The 15,789-nt window shown below is 38.6% G+C and carries 19 protein-coding genes; 4 read left to right on the forward strand and 15 right to left on the reverse strand.

The annotated features are described in order from the left end of the window. Positions 1–64 precede the first annotated feature (64 nt). The 8 genes from AC5WOF_RS01870 to AC5WOF_RS01905 all read right to left on the reverse strand — a co-directional run bounded on the left by AC5WOF_RS01870 (position 65) and on the right by AC5WOF_RS01905 (position 8,077). Positions 65–1,522, reverse strand: a complete 1,458-nt coding sequence (locus AC5WOF_RS01870; RefSeq protein ID WP_496048256.1) for a sensor histidine kinase — start codon at positions 1,520–1,522, stop codon at positions 65–67. Beyond that, on the reverse strand, positions 1,519–2,202 hold the full coding sequence (locus tag AC5WOF_RS01875) for a response regulator transcription factor (protein ID WP_496048257.1): 684 nt from the start codon (positions 2,200–2,202) through the stop codon (positions 1,519–1,521). The genes AC5WOF_RS01870 and AC5WOF_RS01875 overlap by 4 nt, the downstream gene beginning before the upstream one ends. A gap of 68 nt (positions 2,203–2,270) precedes the next feature. Beyond that, a complete protein-coding gene (locus AC5WOF_RS01880) occupies positions 2,271–2,831 on the reverse strand; it encodes a PepSY-associated TM helix domain-containing protein (protein ID WP_496048258.1) in 561 nt (186 codons plus the stop codon). 96 nt (positions 2,832–2,927) lie between these two features. Next, entirely contained in the window at positions 2,928–4,196 is a 1,269-nt protein-coding gene (locus tag AC5WOF_RS01885; RefSeq protein WP_496048259.1) for a sensor histidine kinase, read from the reverse strand. A 1-nt stretch (position 4,197) separates the two neighbouring features. Continuing rightward, entirely contained in the window at positions 4,198–4,872 is a 675-nt protein-coding gene (locus AC5WOF_RS01890; protein ID WP_496048260.1) for a response regulator transcription factor, read from the reverse strand. 162 nt (positions 4,873–5,034) lie between these two features. Beyond that, entirely contained in the window at positions 5,035–5,553 is a 519-nt protein-coding gene (locus tag AC5WOF_RS01895) for a PepSY domain-containing protein (protein WP_496048261.1), read from the reverse strand. A gap of 282 nt (positions 5,554–5,835) precedes the next feature. After that, the gene (locus tag AC5WOF_RS01900; RefSeq protein WP_496048262.1) at positions 5,836–6,273 is read right to left on the reverse strand and encodes a PepSY domain-containing protein; all 438 of its coding nucleotides are present in this window, start codon (positions 6,271–6,273) and stop codon (positions 5,836–5,838) included. A gap of 184 nt (positions 6,274–6,457) precedes the next feature. Then, positions 6,458–8,077 carry a glutamate synthase-related protein gene (locus tag AC5WOF_RS01905; protein WP_496048263.1) on the reverse strand — a complete coding sequence of 540 codons (1,620 nt, stop codon included), beginning with the start codon at positions 8,075–8,077 and terminating at the stop codon, positions 6,458–6,460. Between the two features lie 235 nt (positions 8,078–8,312). On the opposite strand from AC5WOF_RS01905, the gene AC5WOF_RS01910 reads away from it, so the two are divergent. Continuing rightward, positions 8,313–8,654, forward strand: coding sequence for a hypothetical protein (locus AC5WOF_RS01910; protein WP_496048264.1), 342 nt, complete (start codon positions 8,313–8,315; stop codon positions 8,652–8,654). Positions 8,655–8,700: 46 nt separating this feature from the next. Here the strand turns inward: AC5WOF_RS01910 and AC5WOF_RS01915 are convergent, their stop codons facing one another. The 4 genes from AC5WOF_RS01915 to AC5WOF_RS01930 all read right to left on the reverse strand — a co-directional run bounded on the left by AC5WOF_RS01915 (position 8,701) and on the right by AC5WOF_RS01930 (position 11,280). Continuing rightward, positions 8,701–9,033: a hypothetical protein gene (locus AC5WOF_RS01915; protein WP_496048265.1), complete on the reverse strand. Its 333-nt coding sequence runs from the start codon at positions 9,031–9,033 to the stop codon at positions 8,701–8,703. Between the two features lie 108 nt (positions 9,034–9,141). Further along, positions 9,142–10,014 (reverse strand): diacylglycerol/lipid kinase family protein, encoded by an 873-nt coding sequence (locus tag AC5WOF_RS01920; RefSeq protein WP_496048266.1) that lies wholly within the window; start codon positions 10,012–10,014, stop codon positions 9,142–9,144. A 28-nt stretch (positions 10,015–10,042) separates the two neighbouring features. Next, positions 10,043–10,594, reverse strand: coding sequence for a class IV adenylate cyclase (locus tag AC5WOF_RS01925; RefSeq protein ID WP_496048267.1), 552 nt, complete (start codon positions 10,592–10,594; stop codon positions 10,043–10,045). Between the two features lie 260 nt (positions 10,595–10,854). Then, on the reverse strand, positions 10,855–11,280 hold the full coding sequence (locus AC5WOF_RS01930; RefSeq protein WP_496048268.1) for a DUF4395 domain-containing protein: 426 nt from the start codon (positions 11,278–11,280) through the stop codon (positions 10,855–10,857). 278 nt (positions 11,281–11,558) lie between these two features. On the opposite strand from AC5WOF_RS01930, the gene AC5WOF_RS01935 reads away from it, so the two are divergent. The 3 genes from AC5WOF_RS01935 to AC5WOF_RS01945 all read left to right on the forward strand — a co-directional run bounded on the left by AC5WOF_RS01935 (position 11,559) and on the right by AC5WOF_RS01945 (position 13,141). Beyond that, the gene (locus AC5WOF_RS01935; protein WP_496048269.1) at positions 11,559–12,068 is read left to right on the forward strand and encodes a hypothetical protein; all 510 of its coding nucleotides are present in this window, start codon (positions 11,559–11,561) and stop codon (positions 12,066–12,068) included. Between the two features lie 261 nt (positions 12,069–12,329). Then, positions 12,330–12,617, forward strand: coding sequence for a hypothetical protein (locus AC5WOF_RS01940; RefSeq protein ID WP_496048270.1), 288 nt, complete (start codon positions 12,330–12,332; stop codon positions 12,615–12,617). Between the two features lie 203 nt (positions 12,618–12,820). Continuing rightward, positions 12,821–13,141 carry a hypothetical protein gene (locus AC5WOF_RS01945; RefSeq protein WP_496048271.1) on the forward strand — a complete coding sequence of 107 codons (321 nt, stop codon included), beginning with the start codon at positions 12,821–12,823 and terminating at the stop codon, positions 13,139–13,141. Positions 13,142–13,246: 105 nt separating this feature from the next. Here AC5WOF_RS01945 and AC5WOF_RS01950 read toward each other — a convergent pair whose 3' ends face one another. The 3 genes from AC5WOF_RS01950 to AC5WOF_RS01960 all read right to left on the reverse strand — a co-directional run bounded on the left by AC5WOF_RS01950 (position 13,247) and on the right by AC5WOF_RS01960 (position 15,580). Next, the gene (locus AC5WOF_RS01950) at positions 13,247–14,182 is read right to left on the reverse strand and encodes a hypothetical protein (RefSeq protein WP_496048272.1); all 936 of its coding nucleotides are present in this window, start codon (positions 14,180–14,182) and stop codon (positions 13,247–13,249) included. A gap of 40 nt (positions 14,183–14,222) precedes the next feature. Then, entirely contained in the window at positions 14,223–15,098 is an 876-nt protein-coding gene (locus tag AC5WOF_RS01955) for a hypothetical protein (RefSeq protein WP_496048273.1), read from the reverse strand. Positions 15,099–15,298: 200 nt separating this feature from the next. Beyond that, entirely contained in the window at positions 15,299–15,580 is a 282-nt protein-coding gene (locus tag AC5WOF_RS01960) for a hypothetical protein (protein ID WP_496048274.1), read from the reverse strand. Between the last annotated feature and the right edge of the window lie 209 nt (positions 15,581–15,789).

Consider the following 15,789-nt stretch of genomic DNA (forward strand, 5'->3'; position numbering starts at 1 on the left):
AAGCACTCATTCACGATGTAATACCAACGTAAGAGTGCTTTTATTTATTAAACCTTAAAGAAAACTAACATGGGAACCAAATATAAAAGGTACTTCCTTTTCCTTCTGTGCTCACAACACGAATTGTCCCGCCATGAGCATCTATAATAGACTTGGTAATAGATAATCCTAATCCTGCGCCCCCATACTTACGTGTGCGGGAAGAATCACTCCGATAAAACCGGTCAAAAATATGAGGGAGGTGAGTTTTGTTGATGCCAATCCCATTATCTTGGATCGATAATTGGACTCCTTTATAGTAAGAAATAAGTTTTATCTGGATAACACCTTTTTTCGGATCTGTGTATTGTACAGCATTATGAATAAGGTTTAATATAACTTGCTTGAGTTTATCTGAATCAAACAAACACCTCAGATTTGGCTCCAACTCTAAAATAAGTTGTCTTTCCCCAAGAAGAATTTGTATTTGAGCTTCCATTTCGCGAATCAGCTCAGCTAAATAACCCTCTGTTAAAACAATCTGTGGAGATTGATCCAACTTTGTTAAAAGCAACAAATCTTTTATCAATTTATGGAGGCGATTTGATTCACTATACATGCTTTGCAGAGCTTTGTTTAGCTGTTCTGGTTTATTTGCTGCACCTCGCAGCAATACCTCTAAAAACCCATGGATGGATGTCAAAGGAGTACGTAATTCATGCGATGCATCTGCTACAAATCGTCGCATAATCTCTTGTGTTTCTTTTTCGGCTTCAAAGGAAGCTTCTAGTCTTTCTAACATACCATTAAACGAATCCGCCAATCGGTCGATCTCTATCTGTCCTTGCTTGGTCGGGAAACGTCGATCTAGATTTCCAACGTCTATTTGTTCTGTTGTTGCTACCATATTCGACAACGGAACAAGTATTTTTCGCAAAATAGGCAAATAACCAAACAAACCGATAATCATAGCCAATAAGGAAAGGACAAAAAACGTGAGCAGTTGTCTCATTAATAATTCTTTTAATGGAGCTGTTGGCGTGCTGATCTGAACTAGATTAATGGTATCTCCTTTATCAAAGGAAATTTTCACAAAAATAACTAATTGCTCATTCCCTTTGCTATCATCTGCAACGATTTGGTTTATTTTTTGATGTTCCATACGCTGTTCATTGAGGTACACATTATTTTCGAGTTTTGGTGGATCCGCACCATCTCTACCCTTTGAAAGTACTGTATAGTTTCCATTTTTATCAATAAAAGCTAAACTAGTATCTGGTATAAAGAAAGAGTTGCTTTGGTGTTTCTCTCCTTGATCGTTGGAGTAAACACCAAGTCCTGCCCAAGCAAATGGGGGGATTGCCTTCACTTGCGATTCGAGGCTTGTCGCTTTGCTATCGTAAACAACACTCCGCATAATTAAATATTGCAATAGTCCAATAAGAACTAGTACGAGAGCGAGGATCAACAATGTTCGGGATAATAATTGGATTTGAAGGGAATGTGGTAAAAAAAGAGAACGGATACGTGATTTTAATTTCATGGTAAATCCACTCGATAACCCGACCCCCGTAAAGTTCGAATCAAACGATGATTTTTATCGTTCAATTTCCCACGTAACAAACGAATATACACCTCCACAATATTTTCATCTCCTCCAAAATCATAATTCCAAACCTTGTCCAATATCATGGTTTTGCTCAATACAAGTCCATGATTGATTACCAAAAACTTCAGTAATTCATATTCCGTAGGGGATAGCTCCAATATTTTATCTTCGAATTTTATTTCTTTCCGGCGGTCATCGATGTGAAATGGTCCGATGACAACTTTTCCAAATAAATCGGGAAATTGATTGCGCAATCTCGCCTGTATTCGCGCTAAAAGTTCTTCAAAGCTGAATGGTTTGACCATATAGTCATCTGCTCCAAGGGTTAACCCTTTCACACGATCATCCACTTCATCTTTTGCTGTCAACATGATCACTGCTACATTATCCATCTTTTTTAGCATTTTACATACTTCAAAGCCATCGATTCCTGGCATCATCACATCCAAAACGACAACAGACGGCTGAAATTGTTTCATAAGTGTCAGGGCTTCCATTCCATCTTGGGCTGTTTTCACATCAAAGCCTTCATTTATCAATCCAAGTTCCAAAAATTGAACGATATTTGGCTCATCATCGACTACCAATATTTTAATGCCTTTTAGAGATTGCATAGTGTTACCTGCTTTCTAAAACGTGATGCGAGAGTGTATGCTCCATCGGAAACAACTATACCTTATCATCATTCGAGATTGGAAGCCATCTTTAGCTTTTTATTTCTTTTCGCTTGTGCATTCAATACCCTGAAAGATAAAACAATCCCAGTCGCCGTAAGAATCATCAGACAAATGGCTAATATATCAATATAAATTTTCAAATTGACGCTGCCAATCCGTCCCTCATGCAACCCTTTGATAAAGCCCATAACCCCGCTTTGTTCTCCACCTCTGCCACTTAAACCACCTTGTCCGTTTTGACCTCCGAATCCATTTGGGGGCTGAAAATTACCATTTTGATTCTGCGAGTTTTGTCCATTCGTGTTACTGCTTGAGTTAGTGGTAGAACTATTACTACTAGCAGTATTTGAGGTATTTGCGTTCTGGGTGTTGGAATTGTTGTTTGTACCACTATTTGTGTCGGTACTGCTCGGAAGATTTTGACCGTTTTGCATGATCCCTCGCTCATTTTCAGACTGACCCACAATCCATGGCTCTGACATAATTAACCCCGTAGCAGCTTGAATAAAGATAAAAAACGAACTAACTAGTCCAATCCATAAATGCCATTGTCTTGTACGTTTCACTATTGCTTCCCCTTTTTCATTTGGATTTAGCATACATATTAATCGGATTACCTGAATCCAATATGAATCCAACCTGAAAAAAAGCTGAAAATGAATTCAGCCCTTACTTTTTTGTGAGAATGTCACATACGTACTTGTACCTACTCCCAATGTACTCAACATATTTATTTTTCCTTGATGCACCGTAACAATCCATTTTGCGATGGACAATCCCAACCCTGTACCACCTTCTGCGCGGGATCGTACTTTATCTCCTCGGTAAAAACGATCAAAAACATATGGCAAATCTTTTTTCGAAATACCAATTCCTGTATCTGTAATCACTAATTCAATGTTATTTTGACGCTTATTGCAGCTTACCGATATCTTTCCGTCTTCTGGTGTATACTTGATCGCATTATCCAATAATATGACGAGCAACTGGCGAATCCTCTCTTCATCACCAATAAACGGAATATCATTGTCGATCGAAGCATGAAGCGTAATATGCTTCATCTGGGCAAATAACCGAAAATGTTCCACCATTTCTTTTACTGTTTTATCGAAAGCAAATCTCTCGTGTTTGATTTGCAATTGACTGGTATCTGATCTAGCTAATGTGAGCAGATGTGATACCAAATTACTCATTCTTCTCAATTCCTTCAAAATAGCAGAAATGGTCTCACTCTCTTCTTCAATCGTATGTTTTGGATAACGCAACATTAGCTCTGTATTCATTTGCATGACTGCTAGTGGTGTTCGAAGCTCATGAGAAGCATCGGTTACAAATCGCTGTTGTTTTTCCCATGCAGTTCGTATAGGAACCAAAGCTTTTCCTGCCAAGAAAAATCCAGCAAGGATCGCAATAATCGAACCTATAATGCTGACGATGGGCATCACTTCGCTGAGATGTCCCAATAGCGTTTGTTCTGGATAAAGACTACGGATAATCTGAATCGATACAATCTTCCCTTTGATCACTTGCCCATCTGTTTGCATATTCACTGGTATGTTTAAGATGCGATATTGACGAGGACCTTTTTGAAAACTCGTTATCGTTTGTTTGCTTGGGGACCCTGGCTGTATGTTTTTGGGTAAAATATCTTCTGGACTCACATCTGGAGGATATTGATAAATATTCCCCTTATCATCTGTCAACAAGAAGAAAATCAATTGATCTCCTCTACGCTCATCTTCCCAATTCCGTTCAAACTCTTGAAAGCTTTTATGTTTTACACTTTCACCTATTTGTTCCAACGTAATATCGATATGATGGAACAGATTATATTTGGCATAAAAATACAATAAAGCGCCACATAAGTTAAATATAATGATAAAGACAATTGCATTAATCAAAACCAATCGCATTCGGGTATGTTGGAACAACTCACTCCCCTCCTAGCATATATCCGATCCCACGCACAGTACGAATATAGGAATCACACCCATGTTCAGCTAGTTTTTTCCGGAGGTAATGCACATATAAATCAACAATAGAAACATTTGATTCGGAATGAAAACCCCAGATGCGGTTAAAAATTTGCTCACGAGTGAATATTTGCTCTGGACTAGTTAAAAAGAGTTCCAATAACTCGTATTCTTTTACAGTAAGATTTAACTTAGTCTCTCCAATAAAGCCATCGTATTTACTTTTGACTAATGTAATCGGACCATACTCTAATTCATTTTTTACTGGTGAGATTCCATGCCTGCGCAAAACAACCCTGATTCTAGCTAGCAATTCGTCCATAGCAAATGGTTTTACTAAGTAATCATCTGCCCCTAAATCAAGCCCTTTTACCCGGTCTTCAATTGAATCCCTAGCTGTCAGAAATAATACTGGTGTCATGATCGACTTTGCGCGAAGAGCTCTGATAATCGATAATCCATCTGTTTCCGGCAGCATAATATCCAATAACAGCAAATCGTATTCCCCTTGCTCCGCAAGAATCAGTCCTTCTTGCCCATCCCCAGTTTGATCTATTTTGTAGTTATCTGCTTTTAATATCCTGACAATCGCATCTCGTAAGGAATTATCATCTTCCACCACTAAAATTTTCATCTTTGGCCTCCTTTTGAAAATTTACTGTTATTCTGCCCTGTGGTTTGTACATTATTTTTGAAACAAGCAAACTCCCTTTACCTTTTATGTAATAGGGAGTTTATCGAATAATGGAAACCAAACTCTTATGTATACCGGAGTACACATTTTTGCTTATATTTGCTACAGCACACTCAGTACTACACCTGTTTTTGCATCTACTTTGACTGTATGGGTCTGTCCATCACTTTTACTGACAATTTCTACTGCATATACATCTTTACCAGAAACTTTACTTAGATTAACGGATTTTACGCTGCCAGGTACTTTTTGCAATGCAATTTGTTTTACTTTTGACTCTGAGATGATATATAAAACCTTTTGTGCTTGTGCGTAAACTATTTTTCCTGTTTTTGCATCCACTTTTACCAAATATGTTTTATGATCTCTCTTTCCTTCAATATAAATGGAATATACCTTCTTACCTGTTTCCGTTTTTAATTGAATACTTTTCACTGTACCATTATATTTCTTCAAAGCAATCTTTTTGGCTTGTGCTTGTGTGATAATACTCGCTTGCTGAGATTGAACATGTTTGACAACGACAGGTGCAGATTTTGGGGCTTCCGCCGCAAACACTGAGGTAATCGCTCCAAATGCAAGTGCTGTGCCTACGGTTGAACTGAATAATAATTTTTTCATGCTATTATTCCTCCTAATGTTTGTTTGGTTTGTCTTACAATGGTTATTATGACTTCCAATCTTTTGAATCACATTGGATAGAGATTTGAATTTGATTGGATAAAGATTTGATTTTTATTAGAACACTCCTGACAGAAATACAAAAACACCCCTTTTACTAATGTAAAAAGGATGTTTTTGTGAGGTGTAGTGGATTCCCGTACCAAGAGAATATATTTTTTAGACTGTAACCTAGAAAGTTGTTACCTATGTACAACTTCCCTATACTTGTTCCAATATCGATTATTTTTTTACTGGTGCTTTTGCTGGAGCTTGTACTGGTGCTTTAGCTGGCGCTTTTTTAGCAGGTGCTTTGGCATGTGCTGGTTTTTGTTCTGTATCGCTAACAATTTTTCCTGATTTCGCATCGATTTTCACAAGATAATTTTTATGATTGAGTGCTTGGACAAGAACAACATAGAGGTCTTTCCCTTCTTCTTTCTTCAATTGAATATCTTTAACGGTTCCATGATGTGCTTTTAAAGCAATTGCTTTTGCTTGATCTTGAGTGATCGATTTTACTTTTTTCGGCGCATGTTTTACAGGTTGCACTACTTTTGTTGGAGTAGGAGCTTTTGGTGTTGGACTTTTAGGTGCCTCCGCTGCAAATGCTGATGTGATAGCTCCAAATGCGATCGCTGCTCCTAGAGATGAACTGAACAATACTTTTTTGAAATTCATAATGAATTCCTCCTTGGAAATGTTTTTTTGTTTGTTTGTCTTACAATGCTTATTATGCCAGACAAAAATTTGATTCTCTTTGGATAAGGATTTGATTTCCCTTAGATATAAATTTGATTTTAATTAGAAAACAAAAAAAGGATTACTCGCTAAAAACCTTGGAGTAATCCTTTTTGAAAATGAGCTAGGAAACATTTTCTCCTTGTGGTACAACCGTTTTTACCGGCTCAACCTTTGGGATAGGAAATAGTTCACTCAATGTCACCGTACGCCCTGATTCATGTTTAAAAACGATGTGATCTCTCGTAAACCGCTTTGGACTATCCAAGCCACTTGCAGCAGCGAGTGCAAATAAGCCGAAGCGCATACTGATGATGTAATTCATCACCCGCCATTTTTTCTCTTCTGGAACAAGTGCATCTTGAAATCTTGGATCAGTAGTCGCTACACCTGCTGGGCAATGACCTGTATGACATTGCAGTGCCATGATACAGCCATTGGCCATCATAAAGCCGCGAGCAGAGTTTACTGCATCTGCTCCGATCGCCAAAGCAATCGCTACTTTATCAGGTGAAATCAGTTTTCCAGAAGCAAATATCTTAAATTGATCCCGTACCCCAAAGCGGTAAGCAGTGTCCACAAAAGTGATCAGAGCTGGGATAAGAGGTAAACCCATGGAATCTGCCATTGCTTTATACGTTGCCCCTGATCCACCTTCTCCACCATCTATCGTAAAGAAATCGGGGTAAATGTTCAGTCGGATCATCGTCTCAAAAAATTGGTTTAAAATAGGCTGTTGTCCAATTACGAGCTTTAATCCTACTGGTTTACCGCCCTTTTCCTGCAACTCCTTGACAAACAGGAGTGCTTCTTCGGGGTTCCTTAGAAAAGGAAAACGGTTAGGGGAATTGATCGTTTTCCCTACCGGAACATGTCGTACTTCTGCGATCTTTTCGGTTACTTTTTTACCTTCGAGGTGACCTCCACGAATTTTTGCTCCTTGGGCAAATTTTAATTCAAACGCTTTGATATTGGGCTCTGCTGCTTTTTTTTCAAACACTTCCCATGAAAATTTTCCTGTTTCATCCCGATATCCAAAAAGTCCAGGACCTATCTGAGCTACTACATCTGCACCTGTTTGCAAATGTTCATGAATAACCCCGCCTTCTCCTGTGTTTATCCATGAGCCACCTGCCATTGCAGCACCATATCCAGTTGATAAGATGTAATTTTCCCCGATCGAACCATAAGATGTTGCCGACGCGCCAAACATACCACTGAGTTTCCATGGACGTTTGCGGTTTGGACCGACTATCGTACGATCTTCTTCTGGATACTCCCATGTATAAGTCTTATCGTCGATCATCTTCTCTTTACGAGTAAAGACACCTTCTTTTTCTATTTGATATTTCTTTGCATCGACCAGTTCGGCATTATTTACTTTTAACTCATCCTGTAACAAAGGAAACATCGAGTTTGCTATATAATAGCCAGGCTCTTGAAAATCTTGTTTGGAACCAAACCCGAGAATGTCCGTGCGATACTTTGCAGAGAAGATAAGTCCAATAAATTCATATCGAGAAAAAGGTTTGCCAGATCGATCGTCGTCAAACCAGTACTGCCGAAACTCTGGACCTAATTTCTCTAGAAAATAGCGAAGCCAACCCAAAAATGGATGAGAACGAATAATAGAATGCTGTGGTTTTCGAGAAATAAAGTGCATCAATACAAATAAACCAATTGCCAAGAAAACAAGTACTAACAAGGCAAAGAGGAAATAAACCATCACAAGCCCTCCATTCATAAAAGAAAAGAAATACGGATTTTACTCATAATATTAACATGAAATTAAAGATTGCACTTTTATTTCTGTCTGATTACAATTCAGAATCGACTGAAGCAGCTTAAAGCGCCAGCGTCCCAAGTAAACATTCCTAGATTCTACAATCATTTAATATGTTTTTCCTAAAGAGAAATCTTGTATATAAAACAGAAGTGTGATTACATATAAAAGAAAATTGTACACAAAGGAGATAACTATGGCTTACCCCTTATTAGCTGACGAACTAATCCAACCAGTCATCAAAATATTTTCAAAAATCCCTGTATTAAATGTCATCACAGCAATCATTGTTTTCTTATTTTTGTTTGTGCTAGGTTTCCAATATTTAAATATCGCCCTATCTACAAGAAGTGTTAGAGATGTATATGCACGGCGTTATAGCATTTTTACCCGTTGGGCTATTCACAAATCACTGCCAGAAAGTGATAAGCATTATGGATCATATCGTTTTGGAATTGCGATCGTTGGCATTGCTTTCATCATTACTCCGATTGTTGTTTGTGTAGTAGAAATCAAGCGAGCATTAGGCTCTATGTGAAAGAAAAGCTCCCTTTCGCACTCATTGACGCAAAAAGGGAGCTCTTTTATTGTACCAATTTAATAATCGTTAAAACGATAGCTAATATCACATAAATAAATGCCCAATATTCAATCGGTATAAAAAATAAAGCATGTCTTCCACCTTTTGAATATCCTTGTTGCCCTGTTGCTTTATCTGTATATACTTTTGGTTTATTCAAATATTTCCCTACAAACCAAATAACAACAGCAGCAGGCAAAAATAGGAGATAACCGATAATTTGTGCATCCCCTTCTAGTGGACCATAACCCAAGCCAGAAATAATCGCATAGCCTAACCATTGAAATAATGCCGCAATCAATAATACCAAGATACCCCAGCCACGCCAAATAATCACGTTCGTTCCCCCCTCCTTTATAACGAGATTTTTCTAATCTAAGAATATATGTTTTAATCAAATTAACATAATAATTATTTTTTGTAAAATAATTATCTATTAATGAAACTATAATAGAAAAAGCTCTTGGGGAATGATAGATACATGCAAAGTATGATTTCCAATTTCTTCACCATCTGCAAAAGCCCACATATTAGGTGTTGTCCGCACAACTGCTTGTTTCCCTTGTAAAAAAGTCACCGCAGAATGTCCAACATGTTTTCCTGCGTATACTTTAGGGAAAATTTTCAAAAAGGATAGTTTCTTTAATTTATGAACAATACAGATATCCATTTGCCCATCCCCTGCATCTGCATGCGGGGTAATCATCATACCCCCTCCAAGGCTTTTACCATTGGACAGAGTCACCAGCCAGACATCTTCAAAATCGTAATCGGTTTCATCTAAGCGAAGCTTTAACGTAAACGGTTTAAACCTTCTGAGCGCCAGCAATGCACCAACAAAATAACTCGCTTTCCCTAAAAATTTCTTCCAACTGGAAGCATCCACTCTTCGAGATACATAACCATCAAAGCCCGCACTGATGTAACAGAGCATCACTCTATTTTGCTCCAAGAGGACATCGGTCTTTTTTACCTCATGTTGAACGATTCGATTCCAAGCAAGTAAAGGATCAAAAGGAATGTGCCATTCACGGGCGAAATCATTTCCAGTACCTGCTGGGATATAACCCAGTGGGATATCTGTGCCATGTAAACCATTGGCTACTTCATGCACTGTCCCATCTCCCCCAACAGCGATAACAGCAGTCCAATTTCCTTTTAAACTTGCCTCTTTCGCTAATTGGACTGCTTCTCCTTTGTGCTGTGTAAACAACACTTGGTATTCTACTTTTGTCTGCTCCAGATGCAGCTCAATCTGCTTCCAAGCTGCAAGGCCTTTTCCTCTACCAGCATGTGGATTTACAATGAATAAATGCATCACTTACCTCCTTCTTAGGAGCTTCTCTTCAAGTATAGCTTGAAAATGAAACAAACCGCAGATCTTTTATCTCTTTTAAGTTTATTCCATAATGAGCATATATTTTCAGTGTATTTTCTCCGATCAATTGATCTTTTGAATAACCAAGCAATGTTGCGATTCGAATCACCTCTTCGTATGAATCGGCTTCTATTTCTAGATAAGGAGGTATCTTCGGCCAACGATCGATTTCCAATCTAGCGCCTTCCAATTGAAAACTGCTCCGATAGTTTTCTTGGTACCATTTCTCTTGATATCCCAACCGGCTTAAAAACTCATCTGTTTTATCAAAATCATCGACAATGAGCTCTGTTTCATCTGTTCCATCGATTCCATCGTGCTTGATCTCTTTATAAGTAAGTGTCACTTCAAATCCAGTATCACGAAGACGAATAAATTGGCTTAAGTCTTGCTTTTTGACAGAGTACACATATCTCCGCATCAATGATTGACGGATTTCCGTTCCTCCACAAGCAATAATTTTCTGTTTGATCTGCTTAGGGTCCATATCCAAAACCCTTGCTTCATATTCAATCGCCAAAAATAACCCTCCAAATCTTTTCTTTCCACAAAACAATGGTAGGTTTCATTTCTTTAAACCTACCATTTTTGTACATATACTTCTGACTTTTTATTAAACCACTCTACCGCAAAATCTACCATTTCCTTTTTGAAAGACCAAACGCACTTCTTCATTCCCTGCTTTTCCCTATATCACACCATGTCTACTGCTCCCACTTGAGGACATAGCTCTGTGATATCAACAAACAAAACATATCTTAAAAAATAAATCAATCCTAATTACATATAAGTACCTTTTTGATTCTGTCTGTGTTTCCATTTTAGATATTGGAAACGAATGAAACAACCAATGCAAAATCCTAAAATAGCCACCAATGAGGCAACCGCAACCATAATAGCAAAAATATATCCGGTAATAGGAGAACCAGCAATAAATCCAAGCAGACTGAGAGCTAAGCAAATAACAGAAATCCATTGATTGAATTGTTGTTGATCGCGATCCTCTTGCAAATACGAAGTAAGCGGCTTTTTCAAAAACGGAGCAACAATATAGAAAATGGGATTTTTCTTAAAAAGAATGCTGAAAAGACCTACAAATAGTGGAATTGATAACAGGTAGTACTCTCTTATAACTAAGGATAAAACAACTGTAACGAAAATGAACCACTGATTCGCACGTACAAATGGAATAGGAATCCCTTTCATGAGATCATCTCCTTTCATCAATTACAATCATTATAACCTAGTTTATCAATCGGATTATAATTGTTTTTGGGTACAACTTGTTCGAGATGTAACTGCTGATAAACTCACATCTCCCCATTTTTCACGAAATAGAATGACAACAATAAAAGGGAAATTATTTATATGCTTGATTCCTAAAAGACTAAAGAGCAAACGGCTCATGTACATTCACAACATTTTCCACTATGATAATGATAAGCAATGGTAACCGCTAATTGCGCACCACTAAGGAGTGAGCAATGGTCGACGGGTTCAGCCTGATCTTTGCGGAGCCTCTCTACGTCTTCAGCCACCAGGAAATCGACGAGTACAAGGTCTTCGTCAAAGTGGCGAACGGCCGTATCCAGTACTGCATCGCCAACGTCAAGGACTGGGGCGACGTTCCAGACACCGAGAACGCCAAGGTGGTCTTCGATGAGAACTTCCCCATGGTGGAGTTCTCGAAGGACTCGAACAAGGAGAGCATCCAGCTCTCACAGCTGCTGGGAGAGCACATCGGCACCTTCTTGGAGATTCGCTACCGCTTCGGCATCAGTGCACCCCATGGGCGTAAGATCGACGCCAGGGTGGCGAACAGTCGTATCCAGCACCGCTGTCCCACCATCATGGAGAAGTGGGAAGACGTTCCAGGTACCGAGAACGCCAAGGTGGTCTTCAACGGAAGCGGCGACTCCCCTATGGTGGAGTTCCCGGAGGGCCTGAATCGTGGGATCACCCCGCTCTCGAAGATCCTGGAGGAAATCTACTAGACCAGCTGACACCCCTTGGGGGATGGCGACCAACTGACGTGTGTCAGATGGTCGCCGGTCAAATTTTTATCACATTCCTATAGATGCAAATAAGGGGCTTTATGTAACCATAAGGCTTCTTTTATTTATTTAAAATTTCATAAAATTAAATGTTTATCTCTACAATAGCTATACGTATTTACAAATTAAAATTTTAAAATTATTATCGAAAATAACAACGAAAGTTGTGTTTTATACACCACTGAGGAGAATAGAGCTAAGATGGCTAGGAGCACGGACCATTACATGGAATTTCAGCGTCGGGAGGAAGACGGAACATACATGTTTCTCCTCAACGATCTCAAGCAGTTCGTCTTCCTCGTCAAGGAGATGGGCAACGAGTTGGGCTTCCGAATCAAGCAAACGATGACGGAGTTCCGAGCACTCCCGGGAACCTCTGGTGCGGTCATTCAGTTCGATGGGAACAATCCTCCCACGGTGATCTTCCCCAATTCCATAGAGGAGCCCCTCTCCCAGGTGCTCAATAGGCGTAACGAGCTTCGCGGCTGACGCTTCTTCCCCTTAGCGGTGGCGGCCAGCTGATGCACCAGTTGGCCGCCGGTCGAATGGTAATTTTATTGATATACATGTAACAGAGAGCCATAAATGGCTCTCTGTTCTTTTGCTTATAAAAATGACAATTATTCTTTTCTTGTATAGAAGAATGAAACATAATAGAATGAAAATTAGGTAAATACCGGATGGAGGTTGAGATGTCGAACGGTAAGACCCCGATCAAGCTGGAAGACACGGTCAACGAGACGGTGAAGGAGTTCGTCCATCAGAACCTGACCCAGGTTCCTCTTCTCCAGACCAACCCGAACACCGGGCTGCCGGAGCTGAGCTCGACGGTGTACACCTCGATACGGCAGTCTGTCATCAGCAGGATGCTCACTGCCGCAAGAAGGCAACACCCGCAGATGACTGCAATGGAGGTCCCCACAGAGTTCGATCGGCGACTCCCCGTGCTTGTACTTCCCGCGCTTCTCAAGGAGATCTCGGAAGCGTCCAAGCGTACTCTCCCCCTGTCCTGAAATCCATCTCTGATTCAATCAAGAGAATGGATGAAAATCAGACCGCTGTTCACAAATGTGATCAGTGGTCTGACGGTTTTTAGCCTTATCCAATTTATGTGTTTTCTATTTGGCATCAGGCGGCGGGGTTATTGTACCAGTGAATTCCTTTGTTGTTTCCGCCGACCATTGTTCCTCTATATAAAACGGAGGAAACTCTTTTATTTTCCCATTTTTCCCTCTCTCAGTAGATATGGTGGGAATACGAATAGATGATACAACGGAAAACTTTTTGATCATAAAGTTGTTTTGATCTACCCATATCTCAATGATCGGATTTTTAAATTGAGCCTGATCATACAAAATGGTTTGTCCAGAATCTTTCTTTAGTTTGCCTTCCAAAAATTCCGTAGCATGATAGTAGGGGTAATTTTTCTTATAAAAATCAAAGAGCTGTTTATTTTCATTAAAATACGCTTTGTCGAAGATAAGTTTATACAAACCATTCTCTTGGGTTACTTTTATATTTTTATCATTATTGATTTTAAGCAACTCATCTAAAAATTTCGCTCGAAAAGGTGCAGATACCTTACCTAGAGGAGAAACACTCCACTGTTTGTCTTCCTTTGTTTTGTAATATATTTTGCCATTTACATCGTATTCCTCTTGTTGGAAGACGTTTGTATCCCCTCCATCATCTTTATATCCTTTTAAATTCACCTTAAAGCTCGATTCGTATTGTCCAGTGATATGACTGGCATAGGGGGTAAATATACGATCATGTTCAAATTTGCCTATTCGAACATTTGTAAAATTAATCGGCATTCCATCTTCTGCTTCTGATTGAAACGTATGTTCCAATTTGTACTGTTCGGTGAAAGATTCCCCTTTCATTGTATTCCATTTTTCTTTCGCTTTTTTTATTATTTCCATTGCACTTTTTAAATTGGTAGTGTTGTCTTCTTTTGATTGAGTGGCAGTAGTGTTCGTTTTGGAAGAACATGCAACTACAAACATACTAAGTATTGTTATGATTCCTAAAAGGAGTACTTTTCTCGGCATATTTTTTTCATACCTCTTTCCGTTCGAAATATCGGTCTGTTTAGTGATATTCTGCTTCGCTCTTCTCTTCTGCTGTTACTTTATCTTTTGGCTTGGCAATTGTATTCGATGCTGGTGAAAATGTTAAAGTTTCCTTTACTACAACAGGCTCACCCTTTTGGTCTTCCACATATCCATCTTTTTCTTTCAGAATAACCATGATTTCTGCATTCGTTGTGCTCTCTACCTTTGTGATGCGATTGGTTTTCTTATCTATCCACATCTTGAACTGATAAGAATCCAGCTGAATACCATTCGTCGATAATTTCGTATCTAGTTGGATATCAAATATAACTAGACGTTTTTCACGTTTTAATAACTTTTCTAACTCTGTATCTTCATTCTCTTTTTGACTTCTTTCCTTTAATTCACCAGAAAGTACGATAGAGTTCCCTTCGTCTTTTACGACAACTTGATCCCCCATTGCTTTCGCCCGCTCAATGAAATATGTTTTTGTAATTGCAGGATAATTATCTTCATTCAATTCCGCCTTAGCAGCATTTTCTTCTTTACCTTGTGGGATAACCTCATCGAGAATATCATCATATACCCATTCGGTACCGTTTATGTAAACAATCGGATCTTCGTCCTTATATTCACCTTTTACTTTTTGGATTTGGAGATTATTATCGTCAACATAATGAATTTTATATTCTTCATCTGTATTCCTTTTGGTTTTAGCAGTGGAAGTTACACTAAATTTGTAATCAATATTGGATGAAGCCTTTTGCATCACTGGTTCAACTTTTTTTAGCACCTCATCTACTTTTTGCGCATCACCTGGTGCAGGCAAAATAGATTCGACAGCAGAACAAGCAGTTAAAAAACTTAAGATCGCCATAAGAAAAATAATGTTTCTTATTCTTTTCATTTTCACTCTCTACACCTCTTATAAGATTACTTATCCAATATAAAACTTAAACAAATATAAAACTATAATATTTTGTTTAAACATAATTTAGGAATAGATAGATTGTCAAGATAAGCGCAAGGATTGCTTATTAGAGAAAATTCATAAAAAACTACCTAAAAAGGACAAAAAGGGCCAAATCCTCCAAATGGATTCAGCCCTTTTCATTAAAACTCGCCTAAATCAATGATCTCCTCTAACTCAGAAAACTGCTCATCCATGATCTTCTTCAAGCTTGGATTCCAGTTTGTTTGAATTACTTCAACAACTTCATCTATCTTTCTCATCACTTTTCGTTCTCCATCGACATAAACAACCCAACTCTGTTTTTTTCCTGTGAATACTCGGTCTATCTCTACAAAATGATCTGGCTTATTTGTCGGAAAGCGAACTGCTTCTCCTACTCTCATTTTCATCAAGGTTGATCTGATTTCCATTACTTTGGACATAGTTGGAGGTACCCCTTTTACCAATTCTCCGAACGTATTATGCTCACTGTCCTTATTGTATGTATAAATCGAAGAAAACTCAACTTAAACAAACAGATATCCATTTTATTGTAATAATCCTGTTTCTGTTATTCCTTCATTTTTTTGATACGCTTCATTATGTCTTTGTGAATCTTCCAATTTCTTTGTGTATCTCATTCTTTTTACTT

This window comes from Shimazuella sp. NTD250, from assembly GCF_059510375.1.

Coding starts and splice junctions, on each gene's coding strand:
- AC5WOF_RS01910 (WP_496048264.1), top strand. CDS start 8,313: ATGGCTTACCCCTTATTAGCTGACGAACTAATCCAACCAGTCATCAAA.
- AC5WOF_RS01950 (WP_496048272.1), bottom strand. CDS start 14,182: ATGCCGAGAAAAGTACTCCTTTTAGGAATCATAACAATACTTAGTATG.
- AC5WOF_RS01895 (WP_496048261.1), bottom strand. CDS start 5,553: ATGAAAAAATTATTATTCAGTTCAACCGTAGGCACAGCACTTGCATTT.
- AC5WOF_RS01920 (WP_496048266.1), bottom strand. CDS start 10,014: ATGCATTTATTCATTGTAAATCCACATGCTGGTAGAGGAAAAGGCCTT.
- AC5WOF_RS01940 (WP_496048270.1), top strand. CDS start 12,330: ATGGCTAGGAGCACGGACCATTACATGGAATTTCAGCGTCGGGAGGAA.
- AC5WOF_RS01900 (WP_496048262.1), bottom strand. CDS start 6,273: ATGAATTTCAAAAAAGTATTGTTCAGTTCATCTCTAGGAGCAGCGATC.
- AC5WOF_RS01935 (WP_496048269.1), top strand. CDS start 11,559: ATGGTCGACGGGTTCAGCCTGATCTTTGCGGAGCCTCTCTACGTCTTC.
- AC5WOF_RS01875 (WP_496048257.1), bottom strand. CDS start 2,202: ATGCAATCTCTAAAAGGCATTAAAATATTGGTAGTCGATGATGAGCCA.
- AC5WOF_RS01930 (WP_496048268.1), bottom strand. CDS start 11,280: ATGAAAGGGATTCCTATTCCATTTGTACGTGCGAATCAGTGGTTCATT.
- AC5WOF_RS01870 (WP_496048256.1), bottom strand. CDS start 1,522: ATGAAATTAAAATCACGTATCCGTTCTCTTTTTTTACCACATTCCCTT.
- AC5WOF_RS01945 (WP_496048271.1), top strand. CDS start 12,821: ATGTCGAACGGTAAGACCCCGATCAAGCTGGAAGACACGGTCAACGAG.
- AC5WOF_RS01960 (WP_496048274.1), bottom strand. CDS start 15,580: ATGTCCAAAGTAATGGAAATCAGATCAACCTTGATGAAAATGAGAGTA.
- AC5WOF_RS01890 (WP_496048260.1), bottom strand. CDS start 4,872: ATGAAAATTTTAGTGGTGGAAGATGATAATTCCTTACGAGATGCGATT.
- AC5WOF_RS01905 (WP_496048263.1), bottom strand. CDS start 8,077: ATGAATGGAGGGCTTGTGATGGTTTATTTCCTCTTTGCCTTGTTAGTA.